Here is a 16,416-nt window from a genome sequence, read left to right as displayed (position 1 = left end):
GATTATTAGGTTATCGTCTAAAAAAACTATAATCTATAGTTAAAGAAAATATGTTAGAAAATAAGGCATTTCCAACACTACCAATATTGGTTAAAGCGTAGTCTATTTGAATTCCATTATATTTAAAACCTACACCAAAATTGGGTTGTAAAGATAGAGATCTAGAATTATCAAACTCAGTTATATATTGAAAATTTCCAACACCAGCTCTTAAATATACCAACTGATCGTAATCTAGTTGAAACCCAACAGCAGGGTCTACACTTGCAAATTCTGAGGATACAATGTCATTGGTTTCAGCAAACCTAACATTAGCATTAACCTCTGTGAGTAAGTTTAAAAAGCGCCCTAATCTCCAACTTTTAGCAACACCCATTTGCAAAGTAGGTTTGGTAATTTCTGTTGTTTCAGGAGTCTCTTGGTTTTGTCCAGGAATAGCATTTCTAATTTTTTCAAATTCCTCTTCATTTACAGACCAACTGTTAAAAGTAGTTGTAATATCTCTAGCCATAACACCAAAGTTCCAGTTATTTCTTTCAAACTGAATACCAGCATCAAAACCAAATCCCCACGAAGAAGCAAAGTCACCAATAATTCTTCTAACTATTTTTGCATTTACCCCAAACTTTACATCTTTAAAAAGTAAGTTTCTAGCGTAAGCTATATTAAAAGCGTAATCTACAGAAGAAAATAAACTTATTCTATTAAAATCTATATTTCCTTGGCTATCAATTAACTCTGTGGTATTTAAAATATCATCAACTCCAAAACGAATGATAGAAATACCCACAGCACTTTCTTTGTCTATTGGCATTGCAATAGCAGCATGATTGTAATTTGCTATTCCAGCAAAATAAGAAGCATGCATTAAAGAACCTTCATAATCTTCTAGACCAACTAAACCAGCAGGATTCCAATAGATAGAGTTTACACCACTTGTGGTGGCAACAACACTTCTGCTCATACCTAAACCAGCAGCATCAACTCCTATATTTAAAAACTCATTAGAATAGTTTCTAAAGGCTTGCGCATTTATAAGAAGAGGAAATAGTACTATAAAAAGTAATTTTTTTTGTTTCAAAAGGAATAAAAATTAACAATAACAAATATCTAAAAACATACTAAAATAACTGCTATTTTTTAAACTTATTGTTTATTAAAAATGGATCTTAATATTTTGTTTGATAAATTTTGTTATTCTTTGTTCTAGCCAAGTATTCTCTTGTGGTTTAAATGAGGTCATAAATCCAACGTGACCGCCGTAATTTGGTACTTCAAGATGAAAAAATTTTGAAGCATGAGCTTCTTTATAGGGGTAACATTCTGATGATAAAAAAGTATCATCTTTTGCATTGATAAGAAGTGTAGGTTTTTCTATTTTATTTAGGTAGGGTTTAGAACTTGCTTTTATCCAATAATCTTCAGGGCTTTCAAAACCAAAAACAGGTACAGTATAGAGCTCTTCTAGGTGTTTAAATTTTGTAGCTTTAAACAATTTGTCTTTGTTTAAGTGGTATTCAGGAAACTTATGTGATTTTTCTAAAATCTTATTTTTCATAGTTTTAAAGAAAATCTTCATGTACAATTTGTTTTTCAACTTGTCTAGTTCTTCTTCAGCACTTGTAATATCTACAGGTACAGAAATAGCTATACCACCTTTAATGTTAGTAGGTAAATTTTTTCCCTTTTCTCCAAGATATTTTAAGGTTAAGTTTCCTCCTAAACTAAAACCCACGATAATAATATTTTCGTAGTTATAATTATTAAGCAAATAGTTAACTACAAATTCTACATCGTCTGTTTTTCCACTGTGATAGGTACTTAATAACAAATTATCTTCACCAGAACAACTTCTTAAATTAAAACAAACGGTGTCTAATCCTTTTCTGTTTAAGTGAATAGTGGTAGAAGCGATATATTTAGAGGATGAACTGCCTTCTAACCCATGAATTAACAATACCAACGTTTTTGAGCTTACTATTGAGAAATCTAAATCTATAAAGTCATTATCCCAAGTAATAATTCTTTTTCTAAGGTATGTACAAGTAGCTCTCATAAAAAGAGGTCTATACATTGTATTAAAATGACTGTTTTTAAACGGTAAAATAGGAGAGAAGCTAGATGTACATACAGGCATATTGTTTCTTAATACATACAAATATGACAAAATTTTAGTGATAATGAAAACTACCCAAATATGATTTCTTATTTTAGCTTTTCAATATATTTTAAATGAACGTAAAAAGACATATTCCTAACTTACTAACACTAGGAAATTTATTTTCAGGAACTGTAGCCTCTATTTTTGCTGTTCAAGGTGATTATATTCTAGCAGCATTTCTGGTTTCATTAGGAATATTTTTTGATTTTTTTGATGGATTTGCAGCTCGTTTATTAAATGTATCAGGTGAGTTAGGGAAACAATTAGATTCTTTAGCAGATATGGTAACTAGCGGGGTAGTACCTGGAATTATAATGTACAAATTACTAATTGAAGCGAACATTGTCAATTTTTCAATACCTACTTATGTACCTTTTTTGGGTTTGCTACTTACATTAGGTGCTTGTTATAGGTTAGCAAATTTTAATATAGATACAAGGCAATCAGATTCATTTATTGGTCTGCCAACACCTGCAATGAGTTTATTTATTGTTTCTTTACCTTTAATACAAGAATATTCAAAAATTACTGTTGCTAAAGCATTAATTGAAAACACTTATTTTTTACTAGGCACAACTTTAGCATTAACCTATGTGATGAATGCAGAAATTATTCTTTTCTCCTTAAAATTTAAAGAATATTCGATAAAAAATAATGTGGTAAAATACGTGTTCTTAATCTTATCAGTTGTAATGATTGTTAGCTTACACTATTTATCAATACCATTAATAATAGTAGTGTATTTGGTTTTGTCTTTAATGAACAATAAAACTATAAGAAAGTAGTACTACTATTGAAAAATCTTTTTTCTTTTCAACTCAAAATCTTTACCTAGATAAACTTTACGTACCATTTCATCAGCAGCTAAATCTTCTGGAGTTCCACTTTTTAAAATACTGCCTTGGTACATCAAATACGTCTTATCTGTAATAGCTAAGGTTGCTTGTACATCATGGTCTGTAATTAAAATACCAATATTTCTGTGCTTAAGATGTGCAACTATACTTTGTATGTCTTCCACAGCAATAGGATCTACCCCTGCAAAAGGTTCATCCAATAAAATAAAATTAGGGTCAGAAGCTAAACAACGAGCAATTTCCGTTCTTCGTCTTTCTCCTCCAGATAATAAGTCGCCTCTATTTTTTCTAACGTGACCAATATTGAATTCCTCAATTAGAGATTCTAGTTTTATTTTTTGTTCTTTTTTAGATAAGCCAGTAAATTGTAAAACAGACATAATATTATCTTCTACAGATAATTTTCTAAAAACAGATGCTTCTTGAGCTAAGTAGCCAATACCTTTTTGCGCACGTTTATACATGGCATCTTCAGTAATTTCTTCATCATTTAAAAAAATTTGACCAGCATTGGGTTTTATCATTCCAACAATCATGTAAAAAGAAGTTGTTTTTCCAGCCCCATTAGGCCCCAAAAGACCTATAATTTCACCTTGTTGAACCTCTAAAGAAATTCCTTTTACCACTTTTCTACTTCCGTAGATTTTTTGAATATTATCTGCTCTTAAAATCATGCTTAATTGGTAATTATTCTAGTGGATTAAATATTGTTTTCTAGGTTCTAGTTGTTGTAAAAATAATGAATATCTTGTTTTTTAAAACTTAAAAAAGTTATAAAGATAATGAAACAAAAACGTTTATATTTTTTACAAAAGTATTAGATGTCTTGCTGTTCTAGAGCTTCCCAATACTCTACAGCTCTTCGTAAATGCGGAATCATGATAGTTCCTCCAATTAAATTTGCTATAGACATGGTTTCCATCATTTCATCTTTAGTAACACCTAATTTGTAAGAGGCTTCTAAATGATACTGAACACAGTCATCACATCTTAATACCGCAGAAGCAACCAAACCTAATAGTTCTTTGGTCTTAACTGGTAGATGTCCTTCTTTAAAAGCGTTGGTATCTAAATTAAAAATTCTTTTGATAATTTTATTATCAGAATCTAAAATTTTGTCGTTCATTTTAGAACGATATTCATTAAACTCTTGAACTTTATTGTGCATTTTTTTGTTGATTTTTAATTACTCTTTTAGAAACTTTAATACTTATTTCGTATAGTATAAGGATAGGAATTGCTACAATTACTTGACTAGCAATATCTGGTGGTGTTATAATTGCAGCCAAAATTAATACAACGACTAAAGCGTGTTTTCTATATTTTTTTAAAAATTCTGGAGTAATTAACCCAATTTTGGTTAGGAAAAAAATAAGTACCGGAAGTTCAAATAAAATTGAGACTCCAAGTAGCATATTTGTTACTAACCCTATATGAGATTCTAAGGTAAAACTATTTTGTATAGCGTCTGTAATTTGATAATTGTATAAAAAATGAATAGAGATGGGTGCAATAACATAAAAACTAAACAATACCCCTAAGAAAAATAAAAAAGAAGCTGTAACAATAAACCCTCTAGATTTTTTGATTTCATGATCTGTCAACCCCGGTGCTACAAAACGCCAAATTTCCCATAAAATATATGGAAAAGCTATAATTACCCCCAAGATTAAAGAAGACCATATAGAGTTCATTAATTGCGAGGTAACCTTTATACTTTGTAATTTCTTATCAGCAAAAGTTACATTGCAAAATGCACTGTCTAACCCAAAAATATTAAAGAAATCACAAAACACTTGATAAGTAATAAAATCAGGTTTTATATGTGCAAGCAAAAAGTGATCATATACATATTCTGCAAAAACAAAAAATACTATTGCTAAAATAAAAATTGCGGCTGCACTTCTTACCAAATGCCATCTTAATTCTTCTAAATGACCTAAAAAGGACATTTCTTTTTGTTCTTCTGCCATTAGAAAATTCCTTCTTTAATTAAATCATGAAGGTGAATTACACCTTCATAATTTTTATGATTGTCAACAACTAAAAGTTGTGTTATACTGTTATTTTCCATAAGTTCTAAAGCCTCTACAGCCATGGCATCTTTATTAATGAATTTTGGACTTGTACCCATAATATCACTTGCTGTAAACTGATTAATTTCAGTTGTTTTAGACAACATTCTTCTAATATCACCGTCGGTAACAATACCTATAATTTTATCTTTTTCAACTACAGCAGTAGCTCCTAATCTTTTTTCTGAAATTTCTAAAATAACCTTTGCAATACTATCCGTTTTCTTAACTTTAGGTACCAAATTTTTTTTAACCAAATCAGATACTCTTAGATATAATTTTTTACCTAAAGCACCACCAGGATGGTATTTTGCAAAATCTTTACTTGTAAAACCTCGCAAATTTAATAAGCAAACGGCCAACGCATCTCCTAAAACCAATTGTGCTGTGGTACTTGTAGTAGGTGCCAAATTGTTAGTACATGCCTCTTTATCTACATAGGCATTTATCGTGAAATCTGCATATTCCCCTAAATAAGAATCTGTATTTCCTGTGATGGCAATAATTTTGTTGCCATAATTTTTAATTAAAGGTAATAAAACCTTTATTTCTGGGGTGTTACCGCTTTTAGATAAACAAATCACAACATCATCAATTTGAACATTTCCTAAATCACCATGAATTGCATCTGCTGCGTGCATAAAAATTGCAGGTGTTCCTGTAGAGTTAAAAGTAGCAACAATTTTGGTTGCTATATTAGCACTTTTACCTATACCAGTAACAATTACCCTTCCTTTAGAATTTAAAATACAAGTAACAGCATCTTCAAAATCTTGACCAATCAAATTTGAAAGATTTGCAATTGCCTTACTTTCAATAAGAATAGTCTCCTTTGCTGTTGCTATTATCGATTTTGTATTTTTCAATAAATAAGTATTTTATTAGACGAAAAAAAAGTTATATCTTTAGTTTACTAAAGCAAGCAAATTTACTATAAAAAATAGTTTAAAAAAAGATTATAGTTGGTTTGTAGATGTTTTAATCGTTAAACAAATATTTATAGTTAATGGATTTATATGGTCCTCTAAAAAAGTTCTTTGGATTTACAAAATTCAAGGGATTACAAGAGCAGGTAATAAAAAGTATTGTAGAAAATAATAACACTTTTGTAATTATGCCAACAGGTGGTGGTAAGTCTTTATGTTACCAGTTGCCAGCATTAATGAAAGAAGGTACAGCAATTGTGGTATCACCATTAATTGCTTTGATGAAAAACCAGGTTGATGCTATAAGAGGTATTTCTGAAAATAACGGTGTAGCTCACGTACTAAACTCGTCTCTTAATAAAACCGAAGTAGCGCAAGTTAAAGAAGATATTACTAATGGTGTAACAAAACTACTTTATGTAGCTCCAGAATCTTTAATAAAAGAAGAATATGTTACTTTTTTAAGAACTCAAAAAATTTCTTTTGTAGCTATTGATGAAGCGCATTGTATATCTGAATGGGGTCATGATTTTAGACCAGAATACAGAAATTTAAAACACATAATAAAGGCAATTGATAATGTACCTGTTATCTGTTTAACAGCAACAGCAACAGAAAAAGTACAAGAAGATATTCTAAAAACATTAGGTATTACAGACGCTAATAGATTTAAAGCTTCTTTTAATAGAGCAAACTTATTTTATGAAGTTAGACCAAAAACAAAAGAAGTAGAAAAAGACATTATTCGTTTTGTAAAACAAAGAATTGGTAAATCTGGTATTATCTATTGTTTGAGTAGAAAAAAGGTTGAAGAAATTGCACAAATTCTTCAAGTTAACGGTATAAAAGCAGTACCATATCATGCAGGTTTAGATGCAAAAACACGGGTGAAACATCAAGACATGTTTTTAATGGAAGATTGTGATGTTGTAGTAGCTACAATTGCATTTGGAATGGGAATAGACAAACCAGACGTACGCTATGTAATTCATCATGATATTCCTAAAAGTCTAGAAAGTTATTATCAAGAAACCGGAAGGGCAGGACGTGATGATGGAGAAGGATATTGTTTGGCATTTTATGCATATAAGGATATAGAAAAACTAGAAAAATTCATGGCTAGTAAACCTGTTGCAGAACAAGAAATTGGTCATGCTTTACTACAAGAAGTTGTGGGTTATGCAGAAACTTCTATGAATAGACGTAAATATTTATTACATTATTTTGGAGAGGAGTTTGATGAAAAGAATGGAGATGGTGCAGATATGGATGACAATTCTAGAAATCCAAAGAAAAAGCAAGAGGCAAAAGATGATGTTGTAAAGCTACTAAAGGTCATAAAAGATACACTTCAAAAATATAAGGCTAAAGAAATTGTAAATACATTATTGGGTAAAGAAAATGCTTTGTTAACTTCTCATAAAACGCATTTACAACCATTTTTTGGTATTGGCAAAGAGCACTCATCATCTTATTGGATGGCTTTAATTCGTCAAGTTTTAGTTGTAAACCTTATAAAAAAGGAGATAGAACAATATGGTGTTGTTAAAATTACCAAAAAAGGTGAAGCTTTTATAGATAAACCTACTTCTTTTATGATGACAAAAGATCATGAATATAATGAAGAAAACGATAACTCTATCATTACCAATGCTAAATCTGCTGGAGGTGCTGCAGATGAAAAATTGGTAAAATTATTAAAAGACTTACGTAAAAAAGTTGCAACAAAGCAAGGTGTTCCCCCTTTTGCTGTTTTTCAAGACCCATCAATAGATGATATGGCATTAAAGTATCCAATTACATTAGACGAACTTTCTAAAGTACATGGAGTAGGAGAAGGAAAAGCAAGAAAGTTTGGTAAAGATTTTGTAAAACTTATTTCTAGTTATGTTGATGAGAATGATGTTTTAAGGCCAGATGATTTAATTGTAAAAAGTACTGGTGTTAACTCTGGTTTAAAACTCTTTATCATCCAAAATACCGACAAAAAACTTCCTTTAGAAGACATTGCAAAGTCTAAAGGTTTAGAAATGGAAGATCTGATAAAGGAAATGGAACGTATTATTTTTTCAGGAACAAAAATTGATATCGATTATGCTTTAGATGATATTTTAGATGAAGATCAGCAGGAAGAAATACATGAATATTTTATGGAAGCAGATTCTGATAATATTCAAGAAGCTTTAGATGAATTTGATGGTGATTATGATGAAGAAGAATTGCGTTTAATGCGTATTAAGTTTATAAATGAGGTTGCTAATTAATAAAGATGATGGTTAATTACCATCTTTATTAACTGTATTTTTAATATCAGTTCCTTTTTTTCTATCATTTACAGAAAATCCAACATTTAAACCCAAACCTAACCAAGTTTTTTTGTTGTATTGCCAGTTTGTGCCTAAATCATTTTTGCCAAGAAAATCTTTACCTAAAAAAGCACCTAAATTAATAGTGTTAGTAACCCTTAAAATGACACCTACAGTGGCAGAAAAAGCACTAGCAGATCTATTTTCTGTAACATTACTGTTATTTTCATCTAAATTTACTTTAGATATACCAAAACCAATATTAGGTTCAATAATCCATCTATCTTCAATTTTTTTACTAAATCTGTATTGAAATCCAATATTTAATCCCAAATTTAAATTTTGTTCAAAGTCAAAATCATTAAAACGAAGTTTAAAGGGTACAGAATAGAAACCCGCTACAGCGCCTTTAAATTTTGGAAAATATTTAGTTGTTAAATTTTCAAAGTTCTTTTTTGGTAAATAAAAGTATAATAATCTTTCTGTGGTATCTTTAAAAAAAGCAATATTATTATTGATAGCCCTTGATGAATCTTTTTTTTGTGGTATTTTAAATTTCCAATATTGAAAAATAACGCTATCACCTATAATATTCGAAATTTTAATGATTACGTCCTGTTTATGAATATTTAGGGAAGAATTAATCTTTTTTCCAAAATAGGTAAGTGTAGAATTTGTTTCAAAAGTAGATGTTATGTAATAGCTGTCGTTAATTTTTAATGATTGGTTTTCTTGACAAATTATTGCTTGTGATACTATTAAAAATAGTATTAATAAAGTTTTGGACGTATTACAATACATATGTTTTACATTATAAAAGTTTCTTAAATGTAATGTATTGTAATAGTTGTGTTTATTCCTATAAATAAGTATAATCAGAATTGATATTTCTTATCTATGGCATATTTAACCAATTCGTTTCCATTAGATAGCTCTAATTTCCGAATCATGTTTTTACGATGTGTATCTACGGTGGTTTTAGCAATAAAAAGTGACTCTGCAATTTCTTTAGAAGTTTTTCCTTCTGAAATCAAATGTAAAATTTCTTTTTCTCTGTTAGATAAAATTGTTTTTTCAGATTTACCTACAGTAACGTTGCCATCAATATAATTATTCATAAAATTAAAGGCCACGTTAGGATCAAAAAAAGTATCTCCACTAGCTACAGTTACTATTGCTTTTGAAAGCATTTTAATACCAGAATTTTTTAAGATGTATCCTGTTGCACCAGCATCTAGCATTTGTTTGATTGCGTCTGGTTGATCAAACATAGTCATTGCTAAAATATGAATATGAGGTAATTTTTTTTTGATGATTTTTGTAGCCTGTATGCCATCCATTATCGGCATTCTAATGTCTGTAATTATCAATTTTGGTTGCTTTAAGCAAGCTAATTTAACCAGTTCTTCTCCGTTATTAACAGTGCCTATTATATTAATATCTTCATCATATTCAAAAAAAGATTGCACACCATCAATTAACATTTGATGATCTTCTGCCATTATCATTGTAATCATAGTTTTTTTATAAAGATATTATTTAGATAATTATTAGATACTACCTACATATAATGATTTACGCAACAGGAATGTCTATAATTATAGAACTTCCTTTACCAATAGTAGAGTCTACGTTAAAACTTCCTTTTAAGTGTGTTATTCTTGTTTGTATAGAGTTGATTCCCATACCGTCATTTAAATTTAGGGCATTCATTTTAAATCCTTTTCCATTGTCTTCAATAATAATATTTAAGTTATTATCATAAAGAGATATATTTATAGAAGCCTTAGTTGCATTAGCATGTTTTATAATATTAGTTGTCAATTCTTGAATAATCCTAAATATAGTAATTTCTAAACTATTTTCTAATCGTTTATTCAAACCATAATCTACAACTTCTATAAGAATTTTATCTGCAGAAGATATTTTTTCTGCCATCATTTGTACGGCTACTAATAGTCCTTGGTTGGCGATAACTCCAGCGTTTTTAGCGTGAGCGATTCTACGTACTTTTAAGTAAGCTTCATCAATTAGGTTTTCTGTTTTATTAAATAGTTCTTCTTGATTAATCTTCTGTTTTTCTCTATTTAGCTTTAAATTTTCAAAGTGTAATTTTAAAGTAGCTAAAACCGACCCTAAATTATCATGTAAATCTTCTGCTATTCGTTTACGTTCTTTCTCTTGACCATCTACCATAGCATTAATAGTAGTAAGTTCTTGTTCTTTTAAAAGGGTAAGATTTTTTTGAGTTTCGATTTCTTTTTCTTGTTCTGCTAGTTTGCGTTTACGAAGAGAATTTTTAAAAGACAAAATGTAAATTAATGTTCCAAAAACAATCGTAATAATTGCGATAAAGAGCAATTGTAAGTTTTGTTTTCTTTTTGTCTCAATTTCTTTATTAACTTGTTTTAGTTTTAGATTTTCTTTATCTTTTTTTTCAGTTTGATATTTTTTATCTAATTCTGAAATAGCTATATTTTGTTCTGTGTTATTTAAGCTGTCTCTAGCAATATTATATTTTTCATAGTATTTATATGCTTTTTTATAATCTCCAATCTCTTTATAGCAGTTTGCAAGTTTTCCGTAAATAATTTTATTGTATTTTAATTGATACTTATCTAATGTAATTACCTCAGCTTTTTTTAATTGAGATATAGCTTCATTATATTTTTTTTGATTTTTTAAGAATAACGAATAGTTTATATAATTGCCTACAAGTTGATTATTGGTCATTAATTTTTTTAGACCTAATGTTTTCTTAAAGTAATAAGCGGCTGTATCTGGGTAATTAATTACGTGTAAATAAGCTAAATTTCCGTAAATACTTACTTTATATTTAGAAAGATTATTACTTTTTGTGAGTTCTAGTGCTTTAAAATAGTATGATTTGGACTGTTTAATATTTTTAGAATTCCAATAATATTCAGCATATCTATTTAAGGCTTTCAATAAAAAAAAAGAATCTTTTTTTTCTAAAGCAAATTTGTAGTAGTTGTCTAAATACGGTTTAGGATTTTTATTTAAATTATTTTGAGATTTTATCAATTCAAAGATTTCTAAATTACATTTTGCGATACTGTCTTCTGTATTTAGTTTTTTATATAAATCTAGAGATTTTATGTAATTATTGTAAGCATTAAAATGCTTATTGTCATGATTAAATTGTTTTGCTTTTTTATAATAGAAATATGCAGAATCTAATTTAGATTCTTGAGCATAAGAAAAACTACAAATCAATAAAAATAAGATTTGTAGTTTCACAATTAAATGTTTTAAATACTTTGTAATCATTTATGGTCCTTCTATAATAACTCCGCCACCTTCTTCGTTAGGAATGAACCCATCTAATATATTAATATCTGTTAAAGCATTCTTTTTATTTATAAAATTATACTCATCATTGAGTAAGTGTTTTAATATCTTTTTAGATTTTGAAAAGTTGCAAATAGAATCATCATTATAAATTTTCACAATAATACTTTCAGTTGTATTAATATTGAAGTCATCTCCTGGATAAGGTATAATTTCATTATAATGAAATACTATTTCAGCAACATAATTTTTTTTACTATTGCTTCTTATTGGTTTATTAGAACAATCAGAAACATAAATAATTATTGTAGGAATTCCATTTTTGGTTATGTTTAGAATAGCATAAACGTTAAATTTCTTATTTGGAACAGTAAATCTAATCGTAATCATTCCTGTTAATTTATTAAAGTAACTATGTTTTTTTATAGTATCTGCTAAATCAAGATTTTTTTTGTTTTTAAAAAGAGCTCTATGAGAGTTATTAAATGGAATAAATTTAAAAGGCTTCATTTTGTTTTTATTTAATGGTTAGTCTTACGATATCAAATATTATAATTATTTAAAGCTCAAAACATACCTACAAATAGGTATTTAATTTTTCTTAAATATAAGAAAAACCTATAAAGTAATTAGGGTAAGAAAAATACCTAGAAGTATAGCAACAAATTTCTTTAAGTTAAATTTATGATTTTCAGTACTTTCAAAAAGAATTATTGTAGAAATATGTAAAAAGACACCAATTATTAATGCTGTTATTTCTATGTTATACATGTTGAAATAAGAAACGTTGTTGCCTAAAAGAACTCCCAGAGGACTCATTATTGCAAAAGTAGTTAAAGATAAAAAGATTTCTAATTTGGAGTATTTTGTATGAATTAAAAAAGAAGTTAATACAATAGCAATAGGAATTTTATGAATAACAATTGCCCATAATAAATTATCATCAGCGCTGTGTATAGGCAATCCTTCTGAAAAAGCATGAATGCACAAACTCATAAATAATAATATTGGAAATTGTTTACTATCTGTATGTTTATGTATATGTCCGTGTTCTGCTCCTTTAGAAAAAAACTCTAAAACAGACTGAATTACAATACCTAATAAAATGAAGACACCAACTGTTTTGTAGTTAGAAGTTTCTTGATATACTTCTGGTAATAAATGCAAAATAGTTACAGATAATAGATAAGCGCCACTAAAAGCTAATAATAGTTGTAAAATTGTTTTTTTTGGTTTAATAAAATATACTACAAAAAAACCTACTAAAACAGCTATAACTAATAATATGTAACTCATTTAGCAACAAGTATTAATCTATCAGAAGTAGCAGCATTGTAGTCATTTAAATGATAATCTCCAAAAACGTTGGTAATTGTAAAACCTGCTTTACTGAAGAAAGATTTCATTTTGTCTAAATCTAAATATTTTACCTGTTCTGTATAAGCATGTTGTTGATTATCTGCGAAGAAAGAAATATGTTTTAGTATAAAACCATTAGTAATCTCTCTTTTAATATGAAACGTAATATCATCAACTATTTTGGTTTCTTCTGCAACCAAATTGAGCTTTACTTTAAGGGCATTTAAAAAATCAAATACAAAAATTCCGTCTTTATTTAGGCCTTTTTTAATGTTTTCTAAAACACTTAAATCGTCCTTATCGTCTTTAAAATAGCCAAAACTTGTAAATAAATTAAATACAGCGTCATAAGTTTCATCAAAAGGTTCGCGCATGTCGTGCACTTTAAAATGAAGTGTGTCATTTTTAAATTCTTTTGCTTTATTTATGCTATTTTCTGATAAATCTTTACCAGTTACTTGATATCCTAAAGAATTTAAAAAAACAGAATGACGTCCTTTACCACAGGGAAGGTCTAAAATGTGAGTAGAAAGTGGAAGTTTTAAAAATGAAGTGATGTTTCTCATAAATAACTGAGCATCTTCATCATTTCTCTCTTTATATAAGATGTGATAATAAGGTGTGTTAAACCAATCTGTAAACCAATCTTTCGTTTTCATAATATTTTAGAGATTGTTTATTGTAAAACTAAATAAGTAGTTTACTACTTGTTGTAATACATTTTCTAATGATTTGACGCGCAACACGAGTCATCTTTACATTTACAATATCTTAAATTTAAAAAATGTAACGCTGACAAAGATAAAGTAGTTGTATACATTATGAACTCAGGAATATGAAAAAAATGTATTTTTTCATTAACTACCAAAAAAAATAAAAAGAACCAAAAAAACCAAAGCAAATACTTCATTAACATTTTTGATGTTGTTTTACTAGAATGATAAATTGCTATAAGGCCAACAATTAGAAATATTAAATCAAAACTTTGCCACCAAAAAGATACAGAATTAGATACATTAAAGGTTGTTGCTTGCAAAACAAATAATAGAGGAGTAGCCAAACAATGTATAAAACATAATAAACTTGCAATTATACCTAGGTTGTCTGGCTTTTTTTTATGTATAGAAATCATGTTTTTATTGTTAATGCAACTAAGTTGCAAATATAGAGATTAAAGTTGTTATTGCAACTTAGTTGTTATAAATTTGTTTTTATGGGAATTGTAAGAAAAACACAATCAGTTCAAATTGTTTTAGATGAGTTTCGTAAGAATTCCACAGCAATTTCTGCAGTACATTTAGTAACTCAATTAAGTACAAAACTTAATAAGTCTACTATTTATAGAATATTAGATAAATTAGAGGATGATGGAGTTTTACATTCTTTTATGGGAAAAGACGGAGTGAAAAGATATGCAAAATGTCAAAATTGTAATAAAACAACGCATACAGACAATCATCCACATTTTCAATGTACAATATGTGGTAAAATCAATTGTTTGCAAGTAAATGTTAGTCTTCCAGACATTCCAGATTATAGTGTTACTTCTTATCAGGTTTTTATTCAAGGAAAATGTAAAGAATGTTTATAATTAGACTAATATTTTAATGTTAACTTCCTGCAGCAAAGATGAAACATCCCATATTTAATATTTAACTTTGCATTATGAATAGAGATTTTAAAATGGTTGCTACAACACTTTTTGGTTTAGAAAGTGTTTTGGCTACAGAATTAAAGAAATTAGGAGCGCAAGAGGTTAAAGAAGGTGTTAGAAGTGTTTCTTTTAAAGGAGATAAAGGTTTTTTGTATAAGGCAAATATTGCGTTAAGAACAGCAGTTCGTATTTTAAAACCTATTAAAACTTGTAAAGTTTATGATGAAGAAGATTTGTATGAAGCTATTCAAAAAGTTAAATGGGAAAAATATTTAGATGCAGAAGGTACTTTTTCTATAGGCGCAGTAGTAAATTCTAAAAATTTTACATCAAACTCACATTATATTTCTTTAAAATCTAAAGATGCAATTGCAGATTATTTTAGACATAAATATCATAAAAGACCTAATGTAGATTTAAAATATCCAGATGTTAAAGTACATGTACACATTCAAAAAGAATGGTTAACAATTTCTTTAGATTCATCAGGAGATTCTCTACATAAGAGAGGATATAGAACAGCCACAAATATAGCTCCAATAAACGAAGTATTGGCAGCTGGTATGGTGTTGTTGTCTGGTTATACAGGAGATGAAAATTTTATAGACCCTATGTGTGGTTCTGGTACTATTTTGATAGAAGCAGCTATGATAGCCAATAACATTCCTGCAAACATCAACAGAAAACATTTTGCTTTTGAGAATTGGAAAGATTATGATGAAGATTTGTATTTTACAATACAAGATGCATTATTAAAGAAAATAAGAAGCTCACATTTTAAAATAATGGGTTTTGATAAAGCACCTTCTGCTGTTCAAAAAGCCAAAGCAAATATCATTTCTGCAAATTTAGAAGAATTTGTTGGGGTACATCATGTTAATTTTTTCAATTCAACCAAAGAGGTTTTTGGTAACACTACAATTTTGTTTAATCCACCTTACGGAGAGCGTTTAAATATTGATATTCCTGAGTTCTATAAGAAAATAGGAGATACACTAAAACACAATTATCCAGGTTCTACTGCATGGTTAATTACTTCAGATATACAAGCGTTAAAATACGTAGGTTTACGAACATCTAAGCGAATACCTTTAAAAAATGCCGATTTAGAATGTCGTTTTGTAAAATATGAATTATATGAGGGATCTAGAAAAATTAAAGATCAACAAAATTTAGACTCTTAAGTATCACTTTGCCAAAAGTTTGTCATATTTTAATTGCTTTATAAATCTTATGTTAGTTTTCTTTCGTCTTCCGTTATTGCCAAGTCGTTAATGCTAGCAAATCTTTTTTTCATGAGTCCGTTTTTATCAAATTCCCAGTTTTCATTTCCATAGGCTCTAAACCAGTTTCCTTCCTTATTTTGATATTCATATTCAAAACGAACAGCAATTCTATTATGGGTATGTGCCCAATATTCTTTTTTTAGTTTATAGTTTAATTCATTTTCCCATTTATTGGTTAGAAAATCAACAATTTCTGCTCTACCATTTACAAATGTCGCTCTATTTCTCCATTCGCTATCTACACTATACGCTTTAGATATAGTTTCGGGATTTTTACTATTCCAAGCATCTTCTGCTTTTTGTATTTTTTCTATGGCATCGTCTAAACTAAAAGGAGGTATTGGAAATTTTTGTTCCATAATTGTAAGATTGTTTTTGGTTTTATGTATGTCGAAATATGAGGTTTTATATTACAAAATCACATTTTATAGAGGTATTGTAATGAAAACAAAAACCCAAAACGAATTTCATTTTGGGTTT

The 16,416-nt window shown here is 28.4% G+C and carries 18 protein-coding genes; 4 read left to right on the top strand and 14 right to left on the bottom strand.

The annotated features are described in order from the left end of the window. Positions 1-10: 10 nt before the first annotated feature. The gene (locus DUT90_RS07995; protein WP_114426637.1) at positions 11-1,081 is read right to left on the bottom strand and encodes a PorV/PorQ family protein; all 1,071 of its coding nucleotides are present in this window, start codon (positions 1,079-1,081) and stop codon (positions 11-13) included. 75 nt (positions 1,082-1,156) lie between these two features. Further along, positions 1,157-2,137 (bottom strand): YheT family hydrolase, encoded by a 981-nt coding sequence (locus DUT90_RS07990; RefSeq protein ID WP_114426636.1) that lies wholly within the window; start codon positions 2,135-2,137, stop codon positions 1,157-1,159. A 95-nt stretch (positions 2,138-2,232) separates the two neighbouring features. Between DUT90_RS07990 and DUT90_RS07985 the strand changes: the two genes are divergently transcribed. After that, positions 2,233-2,946, top strand: coding sequence for a phosphatidylcholine/phosphatidylserine synthase (locus DUT90_RS07985; RefSeq protein WP_114426635.1), 714 nt, complete (start codon positions 2,233-2,235; stop codon positions 2,944-2,946). A gap of 5 nt (positions 2,947-2,951) precedes the next feature. On the opposite strand, the gene lptB is transcribed toward DUT90_RS07985, so the two are convergent. From lptB to DUT90_RS07965, 4 genes are all read right to left on the bottom strand, one after another. Beyond that, on the bottom strand, positions 2,952-3,692 hold the full coding sequence (lptB, locus tag DUT90_RS07980) for an LPS export ABC transporter ATP-binding protein (RefSeq protein WP_114426634.1): 741 nt from the start codon (positions 3,690-3,692) through the stop codon (positions 2,952-2,954). Between the two features lie 143 nt (positions 3,693-3,835). Continuing rightward, on the bottom strand, positions 3,836-4,186 hold the full coding sequence (locus tag DUT90_RS07975; RefSeq protein WP_114426633.1) for a carboxymuconolactone decarboxylase family protein: 351 nt from the start codon (positions 4,184-4,186) through the stop codon (positions 3,836-3,838). Then, positions 4,176-4,991: a twin-arginine translocase subunit TatC gene (gene tatC / locus DUT90_RS07970; protein ID WP_114426632.1), complete on the bottom strand. Its 816-nt coding sequence runs from the start codon at positions 4,989-4,991 to the stop codon at positions 4,176-4,178. The genes DUT90_RS07975 and tatC overlap by 11 nt, the downstream gene beginning before the upstream one ends. Then, entirely contained in the window at positions 4,991-5,959 is a 969-nt protein-coding gene (locus tag DUT90_RS07965; RefSeq protein WP_114426631.1) for an SIS domain-containing protein, read from the bottom strand. Before DUT90_RS07965 ends, tatC begins: the two co-directional genes overlap by 1 nt. A 140-nt stretch (positions 5,960-6,099) precedes the next feature. Here DUT90_RS07965 and DUT90_RS07960 point away from each other — a divergent pair, with 140 nt between their 5' ends. Beyond that, entirely contained in the window at positions 6,100-8,283 is a 2,184-nt protein-coding gene (locus DUT90_RS07960; protein WP_114426630.1) for an ATP-dependent DNA helicase RecQ, read from the top strand. A 12-nt stretch (positions 8,284-8,295) separates the two neighbouring features. Here the strand turns inward: DUT90_RS07960 and DUT90_RS07955 are convergent, their stop codons facing one another. The 7 genes from DUT90_RS07955 to DUT90_RS13570 all read right to left on the bottom strand — a co-directional run bounded on the left by DUT90_RS07955 (position 8,296) and on the right by DUT90_RS13570 (position 14,128). After that, positions 8,296-9,126 (bottom strand): hypothetical protein, encoded by an 831-nt coding sequence (locus tag DUT90_RS07955; RefSeq protein WP_114426629.1) that lies wholly within the window; start codon positions 9,124-9,126, stop codon positions 8,296-8,298. Between the two features lie 74 nt (positions 9,127-9,200). Continuing rightward, positions 9,201-9,842, bottom strand: a complete 642-nt coding sequence (locus DUT90_RS07950) for a response regulator transcription factor (protein WP_181858162.1) — start codon at positions 9,840-9,842, stop codon at positions 9,201-9,203. A gap of 58 nt (positions 9,843-9,900) precedes the next feature. Further along, a complete protein-coding gene (locus DUT90_RS07945; RefSeq protein WP_181858161.1) occupies positions 9,901-11,586 on the bottom strand; it encodes a sensor histidine kinase in 1,686 nt (561 codons plus the stop codon). A gap of 30 nt (positions 11,587-11,616) precedes the next feature. Then, positions 11,617-12,147, bottom strand: coding sequence for a hypothetical protein (locus DUT90_RS07940; RefSeq protein ID WP_114426626.1), 531 nt, complete (start codon positions 12,145-12,147; stop codon positions 11,617-11,619). A 108-nt stretch (positions 12,148-12,255) separates the two neighbouring features. Beyond that, positions 12,256-12,933, bottom strand: coding sequence for a ZIP family metal transporter (locus tag DUT90_RS07935; protein WP_114426625.1), 678 nt, complete (start codon positions 12,931-12,933; stop codon positions 12,256-12,258). Next, positions 12,930-13,655, bottom strand: a complete 726-nt coding sequence (locus DUT90_RS07930) for a class I SAM-dependent methyltransferase (protein WP_114426624.1) — start codon at positions 13,653-13,655, stop codon at positions 12,930-12,932. The genes DUT90_RS07935 and DUT90_RS07930 overlap by 4 nt, the downstream gene beginning before the upstream one ends. 65 nt (positions 13,656-13,720) lie before the next feature. Continuing rightward, positions 13,721-14,128: a MerC domain-containing protein gene (locus DUT90_RS13570; RefSeq protein WP_114426623.1), complete on the bottom strand. Its 408-nt coding sequence runs from the start codon at positions 14,126-14,128 to the stop codon at positions 13,721-13,723. 81 nt (positions 14,129-14,209) lie between these two features. On the opposite strand from DUT90_RS13570, the gene DUT90_RS07920 reads away from it, so the two are divergent. Continuing rightward, positions 14,210-14,587, top strand: a complete 378-nt coding sequence (locus DUT90_RS07920; protein ID WP_114426622.1) for a Fur family transcriptional regulator — start codon at positions 14,210-14,212, stop codon at positions 14,585-14,587. Between the two features lie 74 nt (positions 14,588-14,661). Further along, positions 14,662-15,834, top strand: coding sequence for a class I SAM-dependent RNA methyltransferase (locus DUT90_RS07915; protein ID WP_114426621.1), 1,173 nt, complete (start codon positions 14,662-14,664; stop codon positions 15,832-15,834). Between the two features lie 47 nt (positions 15,835-15,881). On the opposite strand, the gene DUT90_RS07910 is transcribed toward DUT90_RS07915, so the two are convergent. After that, a complete protein-coding gene (locus DUT90_RS07910; RefSeq protein ID WP_181858160.1) occupies positions 15,882-16,295 on the bottom strand; it encodes a nuclear transport factor 2 family protein in 414 nt (137 codons plus the stop codon). Between the last annotated feature and the right edge of the window lie 121 nt (positions 16,296-16,416).

Origin of the sequence: Polaribacter sp. WD7 (genome assembly GCF_003335085.1) — a bacterium.
Classification (GTDB): Bacteria; Bacteroidota; Bacteroidia; order Flavobacteriales; family Flavobacteriaceae; genus Polaribacter.
This window is presented reverse-complemented; position numbering and strand designations above follow the sequence as displayed.

Coding starts and splice junctions, on each gene's coding strand:
- DUT90_RS07990 (WP_114426636.1), bottom strand. CDS start 2,137: ATGCCTGTATGTACATCTAGCTTCTCTCCTATTTTACCGTTTAAAAAC.
- DUT90_RS07985 (WP_114426635.1), top strand. CDS start 2,233: ATGAACGTAAAAAGACATATTCCTAACTTACTAACACTAGGAAATTTA.
- lptB (WP_114426634.1), bottom strand. CDS start 3,692: ATGATTTTAAGAGCAGATAATATTCAAAAAATCTACGGAAGTAGAAAA.
- DUT90_RS07975 (WP_114426633.1), bottom strand. CDS start 4,186: ATGCACAATAAAGTTCAAGAGTTTAATGAATATCGTTCTAAAATGAAC.
- tatC (WP_114426632.1), bottom strand. CDS start 4,991: ATGGCAGAAGAACAAAAAGAAATGTCCTTTTTAGGTCATTTAGAAGAA.
- DUT90_RS07960 (WP_114426630.1), top strand. CDS start 6,100: ATGGATTTATATGGTCCTCTAAAAAAGTTCTTTGGATTTACAAAATTC.
- DUT90_RS07955 (WP_114426629.1), bottom strand. CDS start 9,126: ATGTATTGTAATACGTCCAAAACTTTATTAATACTATTTTTAATAGTA.
- DUT90_RS07950 (WP_181858162.1), bottom strand. CDS start 9,842: ATGATTACAATGATAATGGCAGAAGATCATCAAATGTTAATTGATGGT.
- DUT90_RS07940 (WP_114426626.1), bottom strand. CDS start 12,147: ATGAAGCCTTTTAAATTTATTCCATTTAATAACTCTCATAGAGCTCTT.
- DUT90_RS07935 (WP_114426625.1), bottom strand. CDS start 12,933: ATGAGTTACATATTATTAGTTATAGCTGTTTTAGTAGGTTTTTTTGTA.
- DUT90_RS07930 (WP_114426624.1), bottom strand. CDS start 13,655: ATGAAAACGAAAGATTGGTTTACAGATTGGTTTAACACACCTTATTAT.
- DUT90_RS13570 (WP_114426623.1), bottom strand. CDS start 14,128: ATGATTTCTATACATAAAAAAAAGCCAGACAACCTAGGTATAATTGCA.
- DUT90_RS07920 (WP_114426622.1), top strand. CDS start 14,210: ATGGGAATTGTAAGAAAAACACAATCAGTTCAAATTGTTTTAGATGAG.
- DUT90_RS07915 (WP_114426621.1), top strand. CDS start 14,662: ATGAATAGAGATTTTAAAATGGTTGCTACAACACTTTTTGGTTTAGAA.
- DUT90_RS07910 (WP_181858160.1), bottom strand. CDS start 16,295: ATGGAACAAAAATTTCCAATACCTCCTTTTAGTTTAGACGATGCCATA.